Source organism: Streptomyces sp. NPDC057287 (assembly GCF_042667905.1).
Lineage (GTDB): Bacteria > Actinomycetota > Actinomycetes > Streptomycetales > Streptomycetaceae > Streptomyces.
The window spans coordinates 25,293-39,462 of sequence record NZ_JBHUYV010000003.1; the positions used below are offsets into that span (position 1 = coordinate 25,293).

Below are 14,170 nucleotides of genomic sequence, written 5' to 3' on the forward strand. Positions count from 1 at the left end.
GGGCCGGGTCGGGGCGCCGTCGTCAGGCGGTCACGCCCGCGGCCTGCCTCCTGGACGGCGCCCAGCACCTGATGATGTCGCGCACCGAGACGATGCCGACCGGCCCGTCGCCGTCCAGCACGATCAGATGCCGGAAGCCGCCGTGCGTCATGGCCTCCGCGGCCTCCTCCAGTGTCCAGGCGGGAGAGGCGAAGACCACGTCGGTGGTGGTGTGGGTGGACGCGGTCTCGACGTCGGGGTCCAGGCCGGCGCCGAGGGCGTCGAGAATGTCGCGCTCGGTGATGATGCCGAGACCGCAGGTGTCCGGGTCGTGGACGACAGCTGCCCCGATACGACGGGCCGACATCAGCCGGGCCGCCTGACGGAGCGTATGGGCCGGGCCGATGGTCAGGACCAGTGTGCTCATGGCGTCACGGACGAGCATGGAGAGAGCCACCTCCTCGGAGGAGTGACCTGTGCCGACCGGCCTTCGTGAGCCGATTCACAAGTTCACAAGTGGGGGGACTCTCAGAGTGGCACCTCGGGGGGAACTCAACAAGGGGCCCGGCAGTCGGCCCGCCCGGGAGAGGCTTCCGCGGCCCCGAGGGGGCCGGGAGCGACGGAAGGCGTGGGCCGGGTGTGCGGAAGCGTCAGTAGCGCTGGTTGAGATAGCCGAGCAGCTCGTGGTGCAACAGGCCGTTGGACGCCGCCGCGTTGCCGCCGCCCGGGCCGGAGACGCCGTCCAGGCTGGTGAACCGCCCGCCCGCCTCCTGGACGATGATCGCGTTCGCCGCCATGTCCCAGAGGGAGAGCTCCGGCTCCGCACAGATGTCCACCGAGCCCTCGGCGACCATCATGTACGGCCAGAAGTCCCCGTAGCCGCGGGTGCGCCAGCAGGCGCGCGTCAGGTCCATGAAACCGTCGAGCCGGCCCTGCTCCTCCCAGCCGGTCATCGAGGCGTACGCGAACGAGGAGTCCGCGATCCGCTCGACCTTCGACACGTGCAGCCGGGTCGCGGACGTCAGGCTGCGGCCCGAGAAGGCGCCGGCGCCCTTCGCCGCCCACCAGCGGCGGCTGAGCGCGGGGGCCGACACCACGCCGACCACCGGCTGGAAGCCGTCCTCACCCGCCTCCATCAACGAGATCAGCGTCGCCCAGACGGGGACACCCCGTACGTAGTTCTTGGTGCCGTCGATCGGGTCGATGACCCAGCGCCGCGGACCCGTGCCCTCGATCCCGTACTCCTCGCCGAGGATCGCGTCGCGTGGACGTGCCCGGTGCAGGTGCCCGCGGATCAGCTCCTCCGCGTGTTTGTCGGCCTCGCTCACCGGAGTCATGTCCGGCTTGGTCTCGACCTTGAGGTCCAGGGCCTTGAACCGGTCCATCGTCGCCGCGTCGGCGGCGTCCGCCAGGACGTGGGCCAGGCGCAGATCATCGTGGTAATCGGGCATGCCGTCACAGTATCCACAGCCACCCGCCCGGGCTACACGGCCCCGTGCGGGGCGGCCGTCCCGCGGTGCGCGGACCCTTGACAGTGCCCCCGGGCGCGTCAACTCTGAATCGCAGGTCCCCGGCGTGGGAGGCGACGATGCCATCGGCGCGAGAAGCACTGCTGGACTCCGCGCACTCGGCGCTCTCCACGCTGCCCTGGACGTCCGTGCGCATGGTCGACGTGGCGGCGGCGGCCGGAGTCTCGCGGCAGACCCTCTACAACGAGTTCGGCAGCAAGGCCGGGCTGGCCCGCGCGCTGGTCCGGCGGGCGGCGGACGGGTATCTGGCCGGCGTGGAGGAGGCGCTCGGCGCCGACCGGGTCAAGGGGGAGGGGCCGGCGGAGCTGGCCCGCTGGACGGTCGGGGCGGCCCGAGCGAACGCCCTCGTCAAGGCGCTGCTCACAGGGGTCTGGGGCGACCACCTACCCGGGCCGGGATCCCTTCCCACTGCCGGCGCGGCGCTTCCCACGCCCGCCGAGCTGCTCACGCTCGTCCGGGACCGGGCCGTCGCCGCACTGGGGCGCGGTGCCGCGCCGCGCGGAACCGAGGAGCTGGAGCTGGCCTGCGAGATCGCGCTGAGACTCGCCCTCTCCTACGCGCTGGTGCCGGCGGACGCCGAGGCTCACTGCGCCGAACCGGACAGCTGCAGACCGATCACGCCGACGATCACCAGCGAGATCGACACCAGCTTGAGCGTGGAGACCACGTCGTCGAGGAAGATCATCCCGTAGATCGCCGTCCCCGCCGCCCCGATGCCCGTCCACACGGCGTACGCGGGTCCGACGTCGAGCTTCTTGAGGGCCAGGGTGAGCAGGCCGAAGCTGCCCAGGGCGAACGCGCAGAACGCGACCGTCGGCCAGAGACGGGTGAATCCGTGCGAGAGCTTCAGGCACACGGCGAAGCCGGTCTCGAGCAGTCCGGCGACCACGACCAGCAACCACGCCATCGTCAGGTGCCTCCCACGTAGGTGACGCTTCGTCCCACTCGACGCGATTATGCCCTTACCGGCAGGTGCGGACCGCTAACGCGCGCGTCGCACGGCCCGGCGTCGCCCTCAGTCGCCCTCGCGCCGCTCCCGGGTCGACAGAAGCCTCCGCAGGGAGTCGAGCCGCGCCGGATCGGCGTGGCCCTCCGTGACCCAGGCGTCCAGGGCGCACTCCGGCTCCTGGCTGTCGTGCGTGCAGCCGCGCGGGCAGTTCTCCGTGCCCGGCTGAAGATCGGGGAAGGCGTTGATGACCCGCGAGGGGTCGACGTGGTGCAGCCCGAACGACCGCACGCCCGGAGTGTCGACCACCCAGCCGCGCCCGTCGGGCAGCGGCAGCGCGAGCGCCGACGTGGTGGTGTGCCTCCCTCGGCCGGTGACGGCGTTGACGACCCCGGTCGTACGCCGCCGGTCCTTCGGCACCAGTGCGTTGACCAGAGTCGTCTTGCCGACCCCGGAGTGACCGACGAACGCGGTCACCCGGTCGTTCAGGAGCTCGCGCACCCGGTCGGCCGCGTCGCCGTTCTCCAGCTCCTCGCGGCTGGTCACGATGTAGGGCACACCCAGCGGGGTGTACGCCTCCAGGAGCTTGTCGGCGGAGGCAAGGTCGGACTTGGTCAGCACCAGGAGGGGGGTGAGCCCGCCGTCGTACGCGGCCACCAGGCATCGGTCGATCATGCGCGGACGTGGTTCCGGGTCGGCGAGCGCCGTGACGATGGCCAGCTGGTCGGCGTTGGCGACGACCACCCGCTCGAACGGGTCGTCGTCGTCCGCCGTGCGGCGGAGCACCGAGGTGCGCGGCCCGATCCGCACGATGCGCGCCAGGGTGTCCTTGTCGCCGGACAGGTCACCCACCAGCGAGACCCGGTCGCCCACCACGGCGGCCTTGCGGCCCAGCTCGCGCGCCTTCATGGCCACCACCGCACGGTCCTCGACCAGGCAGGTCAGCCTGCCCCGGTCGACGGTGAGGACCATGCCGTCCTCGGCGTCCTCGTGCTTGGGGCGGGTGTGGGTCCGGGGCCGGTTGCCCTTGGGGTTGGGGCGGACGCGGATGTCGTCCTCGTCGGGGTTCTTCCCGTAGCGGCGCATGTCCTCAGGCCCCGCGCCTCGCCGGCGCGGCGCCGAGCGCTCCGGGTGAGACGCCGACGGCGCCGGAGGGTTCCCCGAGCATGCCGGTCCACATCTCCGGGAAGTCCGGCAGGGTCTTGGCCGTCGTGGCGACGTTCTCGATCTCCACCCCGGCCACGGCGAGGCCGATGATCGCGCCCGCGGTCGCCATCCGGTGGTCGTCGTACGTGTGGAAGGTGCCGGCGTGCAGCGGGCGGGGGTTGATCCGCAGGCCGTCGGCCGTCTCCGTGACGTCGCCGCCGAGGCCGTTGATCTCCTTGGTGAGCGCCGCCAGCCTGTCCGTCTCGTGCAGCCGCAGGTGCGCGACGCCGCTCAGGGTGGACGGGGAGTCGGCGAGCGCGGCGAGGGCCGCGATGCCCGGCGTCAGCTCACCCACCTCGCTCAGGTCGACGTCGATGCCGTGGACCTTGCCGGAGCCGGTGAAGGTGAGACCGCGGTCGGTGAGCTCGCACGCGCCACCCATTGCGGTGAAGATCTCGCGCAGCGCGTCACCCGGCTGGGTGGTCCGCGACGGCCAGTCGGGGACGGTGACGCGGCCGCCGGTCACCAGGGCGGCCGCCAGGAACGGCTGGGCGTTGGAGAGGTCCGGCTCGACGGTCAGGTCGCGGCCGAGCAGGGCGGAGGGGGAGACCCGCCAGACGTCGGGCTCACCGCCCGACTCCGGCTCGTCGACCTGGGCGCCCACGGAACGCAGCATGTCGACGGTCATCCGGATGTGGGGCATGGACGGCAGGGCCGAGCCGGTGTGGCGTACCTCCACGCCCTGGTTGAACCGGGGCGCGGACAGCAGCAGTGCCGAGACGAACTGGGAGGACGACGAGGCGTCGATGGACACCGGGCCGCCGTCCAGCGCGCCCGCGCCGTGCACGGTCAGCGGCAGCGTCCCGCGGCCGTCGTCGTCGATCCGGGCTCCCAGGGCCTTCAGGGCTCCGATCACGCCGTGCAGCGGACGCTCGTACGACCGCGGGTCCCCGTCGAAGTGGACGGGGCCGTCCGCGAGGCAGGCCACGGGAGGCAGGAAGCGCATCACGGTCCCCGCGTTGCCGACGTCCACCCGGGCCGGGCCGTGCAGGCCGGCGGGGATGACGCGCCAGGCCTCGCCCGAGCCGTCCGGGCCGACGCCCTCCTCGATACCGACGCCCATCGCGCGGAGCGCCTGGGCCATCAGCAGGGTGTCGCGGCTGCGGAGCGGGCGGCGCAGCCACCCGGGCTCGGAGGACAGCGAGGCGAGGACGAGAGCGCGGTTGGTGACCGACTTCGATCCGGGCACGGTGACGGTCGCGTCGACGGCCCCGGTCGCAAGGGGGGCGGGCCAGAGGGCGGGGTGCACGGAACTTTCGGTCATGCCCCTCACTTTAGTGGCTCAGCGCAAACCCAGATCCTGAGCAAAAGGGAGGAAATCGGGGCGTAATACAAGGGTGGTAAGGGCAGTCTCCCACTCCGCGCCCTCACAGCCCGAGGAGCCAGCGCCCGCCGCCGATCAGCGAGCAGAGCGACACCGCGTGGAAGAGGAAGAGCCAGATCGCGGCCGGCGCGTGTGTCAGCCGGGCGAGCTGGTCGGCGTCGGAGTCGGGGGCTCCGCCGTACCGGCGCTTGGACTGCAGCTCGAACGCCGGGCGTACGCCGCCGAGCAGCAGGAACCAGACCACGGTGTACGCGAACGCCGACTGGACGTCGGCGGAGGTCAGCCAGGACACCAGCAGGAAGGTCGCTCCCGTGAGGATGACCGTCAGCGCCCCGTACAGATTGCGGATCATCACCAGCATCACCGCCAGCAGCGCGGTCGCCAGCCACAGGAGCAGCGTGATCCTGCCGTTGGTCAGCAGCCAGGCGCCGCCCAGACCGAGCAGCGGCGGCGCCGTGTAGCCGGCCGCCGCCGTGAGGATCATGCCGATGCCGGTGGGCTTGCCGCGGCTGACCGTGAGGCCGCTGGTGTCCGAGTGCAGCCGGATGCCGGAGAGCTGCCGCCCGGTGAGCAGGGCGATCAGCCCGTGGCCCCCCTCGTGCGCGATGGTGATCGCGTTGCGGGAGAGCCGCCATATGAGATTCGGGACCACCGCGACGAGCGCCGCCGTGGCCGTGACGACCACCAGCCACTGCTCGGGGGCGGGCTGGGTCCCGAAGACGCGATCCCACAGATCTCCCAGTTCGGTGCTGTCCATGGTGGGGCGGCTCCTTGGAGTGCTTGAGGGATCGGCGTCCACTCGGGCGGCGGGTCGTGGCAGTCTGGCACTTATGTGCGGACGGTATGCAGCGAGTCGGCGGCCGGAGGATCTGACCGGGCTCTTCGGTGTGGAGAAGTGGGAACCCGCGGAGACCTTGGAGCCCGACTGGAACGTCGCGCCCACCAAGGAGGTCTACGCGGTGCTGGACCGTCCTGTGAAGGACGCGGACGATCAGCGGCCGGTTCGCCAGCTGCGTGCCCTGAAGTGGGGGCTCGTGCCGTCCTGGTCGAAGTCGCCGGAGGGCGGCGCCCGCATGATCAACGCCCGCGCGGAGACGGTTCACGAGAAGCCGTCCTTCCGCCGCCCCTTCGTGTCCAGGCGCTGCATCCTGCCCGCCGACGGCTACTACGAGTGGGTCACCGGCGCCGACGAGCGGCAGCTGGAGGAGAAGGGCAGGAAGAAGCGGCCGCGCAAGCAGCCGTACTTCGTGACCCCCGCCGACGGCTCCGTCTTCGCGATGGCCGGCCTGTACGAGTTCTGGCGCGACCGGACGCTCCCCGACGACCATCCGCAGGCCTGGTGGGTCACCTGCTCGGTGATCACCACCGAGGCGGAGACGGCCCCGCTCGCCGTGGCCCCCGCCGAGGGGCCGGCCTCGCTGTCCGAGATCCACCCCCGGATGCCGCTGATGCTGACCCCGGACCGCTGGGACGACTGGCTCGACCCCTCGCGCACCGACGCCGAGGAGCTCAAGGCCCTGCTGGAGCCGCCGCCCGGCGGGCTGATGCGGGCCTACCCGGTGGCCACCGCCGTCAGCAACGTGCGCAACAACGGCCCGGAACTCCTGGAGGAGCTCGCCGCGCCGGAGGTCGGCACGCTCTTCTGACCCGGCAGGATGGTGCTGTGAGCCGTACGACAGGGACAACGCAGAAGACCGAGAGCGCCGCCACCGACGCCGGAGAGGCCAGGGTCACCTGGTTCCCCGCGAATGCGCCCCGCCTGGTGCTCGCCGTCGGCCACGGCGCCGGGGGCGGCATCGAGGCCCGGGACCTCCGGGCCCTGGCCGCGGTGCTGCCGGGCCGCGGGGTGACCGTGGCCCTGGTGGAGCAGCCGTGGCGGGTGGCCGGAAAGAAGCTCGCACCGGCGCCCCGGACGCTGGACACCGGCTGGCGCGGCCTCTGGCCCGTGCTGGCGGCACCGGGCCTGCCGGTCGTCGCCGGGGGGCGCAGCGCGGGCGCGCGGGTGGCCTGCCGCACGGCGGCGGAGCTCGGTGCCCGCGCCGTGCTCGCCCTGAGCTTCCCCCTGCACCCGCCGGGAAAGCCGGAGAAGTCGCGGGCGGACGAACTGCTCGGCGCGGGCGTCCCCACCCTCGTGGTGCAGGGCGGCCGCGACCCCTTCGGGCGCCCCGAGGAGTTCCCCCCGGGGAAGCACGGACTGGTGGAGGTGCCGTACGCGGACCATGGCTTCGCCGTCCCGAAGAAGGCGCCGCTGACCCAGGATCAGGCGTTGGACACCCTCACCGGCGCGGTGTCCGAGTGGCTGGACGGCCTCTCCTGACGAGGTCGCCCCTCCCACGCTCCTGAGCACCTCGGAAGGCCCGGGAATGCGCCGTGCGGGGCGTCTGTTGTGGCTGGTGTCGGTACAACAACGTCGTACGTGGAGAGGGAGTCCGTCGCATGGGTTCGACCATCTGCCCGAGCCGCTCGAACGCCGCAGAGCTGGAGTGGACGGTGCTTCACGCGGCCAAGAGCACTCCGGCGCGCGCCCCGGGCGGAGCCGATCGACAGCCCGCGCGGAAGCAAGGTCGACTATTCTCCGAGGCGAGCGGGTCCGGTTTCGGTTCCGCGACATCGTTGGAGGAGGTGGGTCCGGTCACTGGGACCGACACAGGGACCGACGACGGCCGTGCGCAGGAGACGACTGCCGAGCGCAACGCGCGTTTCGAGCGGGACGCCCTCGGATATCTCGACCAGATGTACTCGGCCGCGCTGCGCATGACGCGCAACCCCGCGGACGCCGAGGACCTGGTCCAGGAGACGTACGCCAAGGCGTACGGCTCCTTCCATCAGTTCCGCGAGGGTACGAACCTCAAGGCGTGGATGTACCGCATCCTCACCAACACCTTCATCAACTCGTACCGCAAGAAGCAGCGCGAACCGCAGCGGAGCGCCGCCGAGGAGATCGAGGACTGGCAGCTGGCACGTGCGGAGTCGCACATGTCGACGGGGCTGCGCTCGGCGGAGTCCCAGGCGCTCGACCACCTGCCGGACTCCGACGTGAAGTCCGCGCTGCAGTCGATCCCCGAAGAGTTCCGCATCGCCGTGTATCTCGCCGATGTAGAGGGCTTTGCCTACAAGGAGATCGCGGACATCATGGGGACACCCATCGGTACGGTCATGTCCCGGCTGCACCGGGGACGCCGCCAGCTGCGCGGCATGCTCGAGGACTACGCGCGTGAGCGCGGGCTCGTCCCGGCCGGAGCCGGTGAGTCGGACGACAGGAAAGGCTCGGCCTCATGAGCTGCGGAGAGCCGCACGAGACGGACTGCTCAGAGGTTCTCGATCATCTCTACGAGTTCCTCGACCATGAGATGCCCGAGGGCGACTGCACGAAGTTCGAGGTGCACTTCGAGGAGTGCTCACCGTGCCTCGAGAAGTACGGCCTGGAGCAGGCCGTGAAGAAGCTGGTCAAGCGCTGCTGCGGACAGGACGACGTCCCCGCGGACCTGCGCTCGAAGGTGATGGGACGGATCGACCTGATCCGTTCGGGGCAGTCCGTGCCCGAGCAGGACGTGGCCATGGGCGGCGCCGACCGTCCGGCCGCCGCCGCCGAGTGACCACCTGTACCCGGCCGTCCGGCGAGTGACCGTGGGCGCCCGGTCGTCCGTCGAGTACTGAACCCCTCGGTCGCTCCTCCCAACCCCGGTCGTGTCACCCGAATGTGCTAATCCGGCCCGTTCGTGCCCTGACCGACCCCCACGTCGCTAGCCTGGCGCCTCCATCGACCAGGCTGGGGGCGGGCGGTACGGGTGAGGGGCACACCGGGGGCGGCGCGCGTCCACATCTTCTGCACGGCGGTCTGCGCCGTACTCTGCGCGCTTCCCGCGCTCTCCCCGGGGGCTGCCACACCGTGGGGCACACTCGGCCTCCTGGCAGCGCTCCACCTCGCCTGTGAACTCCCCGGCCGCTGCCGTGTCCTCGGCGGCTCCGTCCCGGTCGGTGCCGGATCGTTCTTCCCCCTGCTGCTCACCGCGGCCTTCCTGCTGCCGCCGTCCGCCGCCGTCCTCGTCGCCGTACCCGGCGCACTCGCGAGCCGGGTGGAGCAGCCCCCCGCGACGGCCCGCCGCATCTGGCGGGCCGCCCAGCTCGCCCTGACCGTCGGGGGCGCCTCGTGGGTCTACGCGCTCCTGGGCGGCCCCGCCACGCTCGGCGGCCCCGTGGACGGGGGCGTCCCCCGCCTCCCGTACGCCCTGCTCCCGGCCTGTGCGACCGCGCTCGTCTTCGGCCTCGTCCTGGCCGCGCTGGACGGCTCCGTCCTCGTCACGGCCGAGCGCGTGGCCGTCAGGCACGCCTGGCGGGGGCTGCCGGCCCGCTCCGTGGGCCCCCACCTGGTGCACGCGCTCGCCGGGCTGATGATGGCCGTCCTGTGGCGCAGCTCCTACGGGCCGCTGTCCGCTCTGGTCGTCCTGCTGCCGATGTACATCTCCTGCTGGGTGTTCGCGCAGTACCACCGCCGGCACGCCGCCCACCGCGCCACCATCAGGGCGCTCGTCCAGGCGGTCGACATCAAGGACGGCTACACCCGTGGACACAGCGAGCGGGTGGGGCGCGCCTCCGAGCTGATCGCCCGTGAACTCGGGATGGAGGAGAGCCGGATGGAGGCGCTCCGCTTCGCCGGCATCCTGCACGACGTCGGGAAGCTCGGCGTCCCGACGCGGGTCCTGCGCAAGGAAGGGCCGCTCACCCCCGAGGAGCGCCGCGTCATCGAGCTGCACCCGGAGTACGGGCACGAGATCGTCCGGGGCATCGGCTTCCTGGACGAGGCGCGCGCCGCGATCCTGCACCACCACGAGCGGCTCGACGGCAGTGGCTATCCGTACGGCCTCGCCGGCGACCGGATCCCCGAGTTCGCCCGGGTCGTCGCCGTCGCGGACGCCTTCGACGCGATGACGTCGACGCGCTCCTACCGCCGGGGAAGGCCCGTCCCGGCGGCCGTGGAGGAGCTGAGGCGCTGCGCCGGGAGTCAGTTCGACCCGCGCGTGGTGCGGGCGCTCGCGCGGGCACTGGACCGCCACGGGTGGTCCGCCGAAGCCAATACGGTCACCTCGGACGAGGAGCCGGCCGGCCTGCCGCGGCAGCGGGCGGGGGCGCGTCCGCCCGCAACCGGGTCCCCGGACCGGCCGGGACAGCCCCGGTGACCCCGCCCCACCCGTCACCGGCCGTCCTCGCGGTCCGCGGCGCCGCGCTGCTCCTCGCGCTCGTCGCGCTCGGGCACACCCTGTGGAACGGCGTCGTCGAACCCGGCCACGCCCTCGCCTTCGGAGTCCTGGTCGCCACCGGTGAGCTGGCCCGCTGGGGCTCCGTGCCCGGTGAGCGGGAGCCCGCGCCCCTGGGGGCGGCCGGAGCGCTCGCGTACGCACTGCTCGGGCGGAGCGCGGGGCAGGACACGACGCACGGTGTCCTCCAGGTGGTCACCGTCGTCGTCGCGGCGCAGCTGCTGGCCTCCGTGCCCCACATGGCGCGCGGCAGCGGCCCCGGGCCCGACCAGGCGGCCCGCCGCGTCCTGGCCGTGGCCTTCGCGGCCGTGTGCTTCCAGCCTCTCCACCATTCGGGCCGTTCGGAGCGCTGGTTCGGCGAGGGGCCGTACTTCGCTCTGTTCCTGCTCCTGCTGCTGGTGCTCACCGCACTGTGTGACGCCGTCCTCGCGGCGCTCACGGCGGGGACGTCCCGCCCGTACGGCCCGCAGCTGCGCGACGAGCTCCGCGCGCTCAGCGGCATCGGCTCCGCCGTCTGCGCGACCGGCGCCGTCATGGCGCTCGGGGTCGCCGTCGCGGGGCTCTGGGCGCTGCCCGTCCTGTGCGTACCGCTGCTGCTCACCCAGGTGTCGTTCCGCCGGTACGCCGCTGTGCGTACGACGTACCGGCAGACCATCGCGTCGCTGGCCAGGGCCACGGAGATCGCGGGCTACACCCCGCACGGCCATGCCCGCAGGGTGGCCGAGCTCTCGACGGCCGTCGGGCGGGAGCTGGGGCTGGCCGGCCCCGAGCTGACCGTGCTGGAGTACGCGGCGCTGATGCACGACATCGGCCAGCTCTCGCTGGTCGATCCGGTCGCCGACGGGGCGACCGCCGTCCTCCCGGCCGCCGAGCAGCGCCGGATCGCACTGCTGGGAGGGGCCGTGGTCCGTCAGACGGGCGTGGATCCCGCGGTCGCCGCGGTGGTGGAGCAGCAGGCCGATCCGTACCGGGAACAACAGACCGCCGCCAGGATCGTCCGCGCGGTCAACGCGTACGACGACCTGTGCGGGGAAGGCGTCAAAGGGTCCCTGGGGGCGCTGGAGCAGCTCAGGCTCGGCACCGGCCGCGACTACCAGCCGCAGGTGGTCGAAGCACTGGCCAGGGTCCTGGCGCGGGGCGGTCCGGCCCCGGTCGGGGCTGGGTAACCCATGGGTAATGAGCGGGCGTCCGGCCGGGCATGGTTGGATGCGAAGGAGAGCGGAAAACGAGGGTGTCCAGTCGGGACAGGCGGGAATCGTGAGGATCTTCGGGAAGGTACGGCATCGGCCGTCCGCCTCTTGGCGGCAGGCCACGGACCGCGCGTTCACGCTGATCGGCGACGGCCGGTACGAGGACGCGGGGGCCCTGCTGACGCGCGCGGCGGACCTGGAGCCCTGGCTCTCCGAGTCCTGGTTCAACCTGGCGCTGCTGCACAAGTTCCGCCACGACTGGGAACAGGCGAGGGCCGCGGGCCTGCGCGCCGTCGCCCTGCTGGACCGTGAGTCCGGCGCCCCGGACTGGTGGAACGTCGGGATCGCGGCCACCGCGCTCCAGGACTGGCCGCTGGCGCGCCGTGCCTGGCAGGCGTACGGGCTGAGGGTGCCGGGCAGCGGCCAGCACAACGCGGCGGCGAACAGCGAGCCCACGGGCATGGAGCTGGGCAGCGCGGCCGTGAGGCTCTCTCCGGAGGGCGAGGCCGAGGTCGTCTGGGGGCGCAGGCTCGATCCGGCGCGGATGGAAGTGCTGTCGATCCCGCTGCCGTCCTCGGGGCGGCGCTGGGGCGAGGTCGTGCTGCACGACGGGGTGCCGAACGGCGAGCGGGTCACGGCGGCCGGGCCGTCGTACCCGGTCTTCGACGAGATCGAGCTGTGGGCGCCGTCCCCCGTGCCGACCTGGGTGGTGCTCCTGGAGGCCGCGACCGAGGCCGACCGGGACGCGCTGGAGCGGCTCGCCTCCGACGCGGGATTCGCCGCCGAGGACTGGTCGTCCTCCGTGCGGCTTCTCTGCCGTGCCTGTTCGGAGAGCCGGATGGAGAGCGACGAGGGCGACGGCGAGCACCTGGACCCGCACGACCACAGTGAGCCCGGCCACCCGGGCCCCCTCGGCCACCGCACCGCCGGTGACCTGTGGGTGCCGGAGCGCGAGTGCGGCATAGCGGCCCCCGCCGGGCTGGTGCGCGGACTGCTGGACGGCTGGGTGGCGGACAGTCCGGACAGCCGCGAGTGGCGGGATCTGGAAGAAGTCTGCTGACCGGTGCCCGTAGGCTGTACGGGCACCGATGCGGGTGCGGGTACTCACGGGTTCAGGTTGCAGGAAGGCGTACGGCGGACATGTCGCAGCAGGAGACGGACCAGCAGGCCGGTGTGGACGACGAGGGATTCCTCGTGGACACCGAGGACTGCGAGGCGCGCGAGGCGGCGCACCGCGAGCGCGGCACCTCCCGCCCCATCACGGTGGTCGGCAACCCGGTCCTGCACAAGGAGTGCAGTGACGTCACGGAGTTCGACGACGAGCTCGCGCAGCTGATCGACGACATGTTCGCCAGCCAGCGGACGGCGGAGGGCGTGGGCCTGGCCGCCAACCAGATCGGTGTGAACCGCAAGGTCTTCGTCTACGACTGCCCGGACGACGACGGGGTGCGGCACGTCGGCGCCATCTGCAACCCGGTGCTGGAGGACCTCGCACCGGAGCAGCGCAACCTCGACGACTCCAACGAGGGCTGCCTGTCCGTGCCCACGGCGTACGCCGCGCTCGCGCGTCCCGACTACGCGGTCGTGCGCGGTCAGGACGCCCGGGGCAACGCGGTGAAGGTGCGGGGCAGCGGCTACTTCGCGCGCTGCCTCCAGCACGAGACGGACCACCTGTACGGCTACCTGTACATCGACCGGCTGTCGAAGCGGGACCGCAAGGACGCGCTGAACCAGATGGCGGAGGGCACCCCGCGCTACGAGGTCGTCCCGAACGACTGATCCGCGTACGGACGGAGGGCCTCGCCGAGGGCGGGGCCCTTTCCCGTGCCCGGTGCGGTGCGGTGCGGTGCGGTGCGGCGCGGTGCGTCGCGTCGGGATTTCGTCGACCGGCGTTCTCCGGGGCGTGGTTGACGCGCGTCGACCCGTCCGCCAGGCTCGTCCCCACACCTCGCCTCTACGCCTCACCGTGCAGGGAGATCCCATGCTCAGACGTACCGCACATCTGCTGCTCGGCCTTGTCATGACCATGGCTTTCGCGATCGGCGGGGCCGTCGTCACCGCGGGCACCGCGCAGGCCGACGGCTGTTACACGTGGACGCGCACGCTGTCCCCGGGCGCCACCGGCAACGATGTCACCCAGCTCCAGATCAGGGTGTCCGGCTATCCGGGATACAACTCGGTGCTGGCCGTCGACGGCTCGTACGGCCCCGCCACGACGGCCGCGGTCAAGCGCTTCCAGTCCGCCTACGGCCTCGCCGCGGACGGCGTCGCCGGCCCGGCCACGCAGGCCAAGCTCTACGCGCTCCAGGACGACGACTGCACGCCCGTCCACTTCACCTATCCCGAGCTCAACAAGTGCAACAGCACCTGGGCGGGCGGAGCGGTCGCCGCGGGCACGGCCAAGGCCAACGCGCTGAGCAGCATGTGGAAGCTGGAGGCCCTGCGGCACGCGCTGGGCGACCAGTCCCTGCGGGTCACCAGCGGTTTCCGGTCCACCTCCTGCAATTCGGCGGTCGGCGGAGCCACGAACAGCCGTCATCTGTACGGTGACGCCGTCGATCTCGGATCCGGCCCGCACTCGCTGTGCACCATCGCGCAGCAGGCCCGCAACCACGGATTCAACGGGATCCTCGGCCCCGGGTACGCCGGTCACAGCGACCACATCCATGTGAACCAGGGGCCCAGCCACTTCTGGTCGGCCTCGCAGTGCGGCATCTGACCGCAGGGACGCGGTGGTCCGG

General features: G+C 72.4%; 16 protein-coding genes. 10 read left to right on the forward strand and 6 right to left on the reverse strand.

Translation table 11 applies throughout. From position 1 onward, the window contains the following. Positions 1-22 precede the first annotated feature (22 nt). Positions 23-424 carry a cyclic nucleotide-binding/CBS domain-containing protein gene (locus ACFUNE_RS06650; RefSeq protein WP_383563154.1) on the reverse strand — a complete coding sequence of 134 codons (402 nt, stop codon included), beginning with the start codon at positions 422-424 and terminating at the stop codon, positions 23-25. Positions 425-629: 205 nt separating this feature from the next. Beyond that, entirely contained in the window at positions 630-1,430 is an 801-nt protein-coding gene (gene hisN / locus ACFUNE_RS06655) for a histidinol-phosphatase (protein WP_383563157.1), read from the reverse strand. 137 nt (positions 1,431-1,567) lie between these two features. Here hisN and ACFUNE_RS06660 point away from each other — a divergent pair, with 137 nt between their 5' ends. Next, positions 1,568-2,200: a TetR/AcrR family transcriptional regulator gene (locus tag ACFUNE_RS06660; RefSeq protein ID WP_383563160.1), complete on the forward strand. Its 633-nt coding sequence runs from the start codon at positions 1,568-1,570 to the stop codon at positions 2,198-2,200. Here ACFUNE_RS06660 and ACFUNE_RS06665 read toward each other — a convergent pair. The 4 genes from ACFUNE_RS06665 to ACFUNE_RS06680 all read right to left on the reverse strand — a co-directional run bounded on the left by ACFUNE_RS06665 (position 2,092) and on the right by ACFUNE_RS06680 (position 5,741). Then, positions 2,092-2,415 (reverse strand): DMT family transporter, encoded by a 324-nt coding sequence (locus ACFUNE_RS06665; protein WP_383563163.1) that lies wholly within the window; start codon positions 2,413-2,415, stop codon positions 2,092-2,094. The two genes, ACFUNE_RS06660 and ACFUNE_RS06665, sit on opposite strands and share 109 nt — an antisense overlap. A 108-nt stretch (positions 2,416-2,523) precedes the next feature. Next, the gene (gene rsgA / locus ACFUNE_RS06670) at positions 2,524-3,540 is read right to left on the reverse strand and encodes a ribosome small subunit-dependent GTPase A (protein WP_383563166.1); all 1,017 of its coding nucleotides are present in this window, start codon (positions 3,538-3,540) and stop codon (positions 2,524-2,526) included. 4 nt (positions 3,541-3,544) lie between these two features. Further along, the gene (gene aroA / locus ACFUNE_RS06675; RefSeq protein ID WP_383563168.1) at positions 3,545-4,924 is read right to left on the reverse strand and encodes a 3-phosphoshikimate 1-carboxyvinyltransferase; all 1,380 of its coding nucleotides are present in this window, start codon (positions 4,922-4,924) and stop codon (positions 3,545-3,547) included. Positions 4,925-5,027: 103 nt separating this feature from the next. Then, positions 5,028-5,741: a M50 family metallopeptidase gene (locus ACFUNE_RS06680; protein ID WP_383563171.1), complete on the reverse strand. Its 714-nt coding sequence runs from the start codon at positions 5,739-5,741 to the stop codon at positions 5,028-5,030. A 73-nt stretch (positions 5,742-5,814) separates the two neighbouring features. Here ACFUNE_RS06680 and ACFUNE_RS06685 point away from each other — a divergent pair, with 73 nt between their 5' ends. The 9 genes from ACFUNE_RS06685 to ACFUNE_RS06725 all read left to right on the forward strand — a co-directional run bounded on the left by ACFUNE_RS06685 (position 5,815) and on the right by ACFUNE_RS06725 (position 14,148). Continuing rightward, positions 5,815-6,630 carry an SOS response-associated peptidase gene (locus tag ACFUNE_RS06685; RefSeq protein ID WP_383563174.1) on the forward strand — a complete coding sequence of 272 codons (816 nt, stop codon included), beginning with the start codon at positions 5,815-5,817 and terminating at the stop codon, positions 6,628-6,630. 17 nt (positions 6,631-6,647) lie between these two features. After that, positions 6,648-7,301, forward strand: a complete 654-nt coding sequence (locus ACFUNE_RS06690) for an alpha/beta family hydrolase (protein WP_383563177.1) — start codon at positions 6,648-6,650, stop codon at positions 7,299-7,301. Positions 7,302-7,606: 305 nt separating this feature from the next. After that, positions 7,607-8,263: a sigma-70 family RNA polymerase sigma factor gene (locus tag ACFUNE_RS06695; RefSeq protein WP_033298180.1), complete on the forward strand. Its 657-nt coding sequence runs from the start codon at positions 7,607-7,609 to the stop codon at positions 8,261-8,263. Next, complete coding sequence (rsrA, locus tag ACFUNE_RS06700) at positions 8,260-8,580, forward strand: mycothiol system anti-sigma-R factor (protein ID WP_383563180.1); 321 nt, start codon at positions 8,260-8,262, stop codon at positions 8,578-8,580. The genes ACFUNE_RS06695 and rsrA overlap by 4 nt, the downstream gene beginning before the upstream one ends. A gap of 192 nt (positions 8,581-8,772) precedes the next feature. Continuing rightward, positions 8,773-10,161: an HD-GYP domain-containing protein gene (locus tag ACFUNE_RS06705; RefSeq protein ID WP_383563183.1), complete on the forward strand. Its 1,389-nt coding sequence runs from the start codon at positions 8,773-8,775 to the stop codon at positions 10,159-10,161. Then, positions 10,158-11,405 (forward strand): HD-GYP domain-containing protein, encoded by a 1,248-nt coding sequence (locus ACFUNE_RS06710; protein WP_383563186.1) that lies wholly within the window; start codon positions 10,158-10,160, stop codon positions 11,403-11,405. Before ACFUNE_RS06705 ends, ACFUNE_RS06710 begins: the two co-directional genes overlap by 4 nt. Before the next feature lie 91 nt (positions 11,406-11,496). Beyond that, positions 11,497-12,489, forward strand: a complete 993-nt coding sequence (locus ACFUNE_RS06715; RefSeq protein WP_383563189.1) for a tetratricopeptide repeat protein — start codon at positions 11,497-11,499, stop codon at positions 12,487-12,489. A gap of 80 nt (positions 12,490-12,569) precedes the next feature. Further along, positions 12,570-13,208 (forward strand): peptide deformylase, encoded by a 639-nt coding sequence (gene def, locus ACFUNE_RS06720; protein ID WP_383563192.1) that lies wholly within the window; start codon positions 12,570-12,572, stop codon positions 13,206-13,208. Positions 13,209-13,410: 202 nt separating this feature from the next. Continuing rightward, complete coding sequence (locus ACFUNE_RS06725) at positions 13,411-14,148, forward strand: D-Ala-D-Ala carboxypeptidase family metallohydrolase (protein ID WP_383563195.1); 738 nt, start codon at positions 13,411-13,413, stop codon at positions 14,146-14,148. Positions 14,149-14,170: the final 22 nt, after the last annotated feature.

Bases quoted from the DNA above. Each gene is read 5' to 3' on its own strand.
- rsgA (WP_383563166.1), bottom strand. From the start codon at position 3,540: ATGCGCCGCTACGGGAAGAACCCCGACGAGGACGACATCCGCGTCCGC.
- def (WP_383563192.1), top strand. From the start codon at position 12,570: ATGTCGCAGCAGGAGACGGACCAGCAGGCCGGTGTGGACGACGAGGGA.
- ACFUNE_RS06680 (WP_383563171.1), bottom strand. From the start codon at position 5,741: ATGGACAGCACCGAACTGGGAGATCTGTGGGATCGCGTCTTCGGGACC.
- ACFUNE_RS06725 (WP_383563195.1), top strand. From the start codon at position 13,411: ATGCTCAGACGTACCGCACATCTGCTGCTCGGCCTTGTCATGACCATG.
- hisN (WP_383563157.1), bottom strand. From the start codon at position 1,430: ATGCCCGATTACCACGATGATCTGCGCCTGGCCCACGTCCTGGCGGAC.
- ACFUNE_RS06650 (WP_383563154.1), bottom strand. From the start codon at position 424: ATGCTCGTCCGTGACGCCATGAGCACACTGGTCCTGACCATCGGCCCG.
- ACFUNE_RS06665 (WP_383563163.1), bottom strand. From the start codon at position 2,415: ATGGCGTGGTTGCTGGTCGTGGTCGCCGGACTGCTCGAGACCGGCTTC.
- ACFUNE_RS06660 (WP_383563160.1), top strand. From the start codon at position 1,568: ATGCCATCGGCGCGAGAAGCACTGCTGGACTCCGCGCACTCGGCGCTC.
- aroA (WP_383563168.1), bottom strand. From the start codon at position 4,924: ATGACCGAAAGTTCCGTGCACCCCGCCCTCTGGCCCGCCCCCCTTGCG.
- ACFUNE_RS06685 (WP_383563174.1), top strand. From the start codon at position 5,815: ATGTGCGGACGGTATGCAGCGAGTCGGCGGCCGGAGGATCTGACCGGG.
- rsrA (WP_383563180.1), top strand. From the start codon at position 8,260: ATGAGCTGCGGAGAGCCGCACGAGACGGACTGCTCAGAGGTTCTCGAT.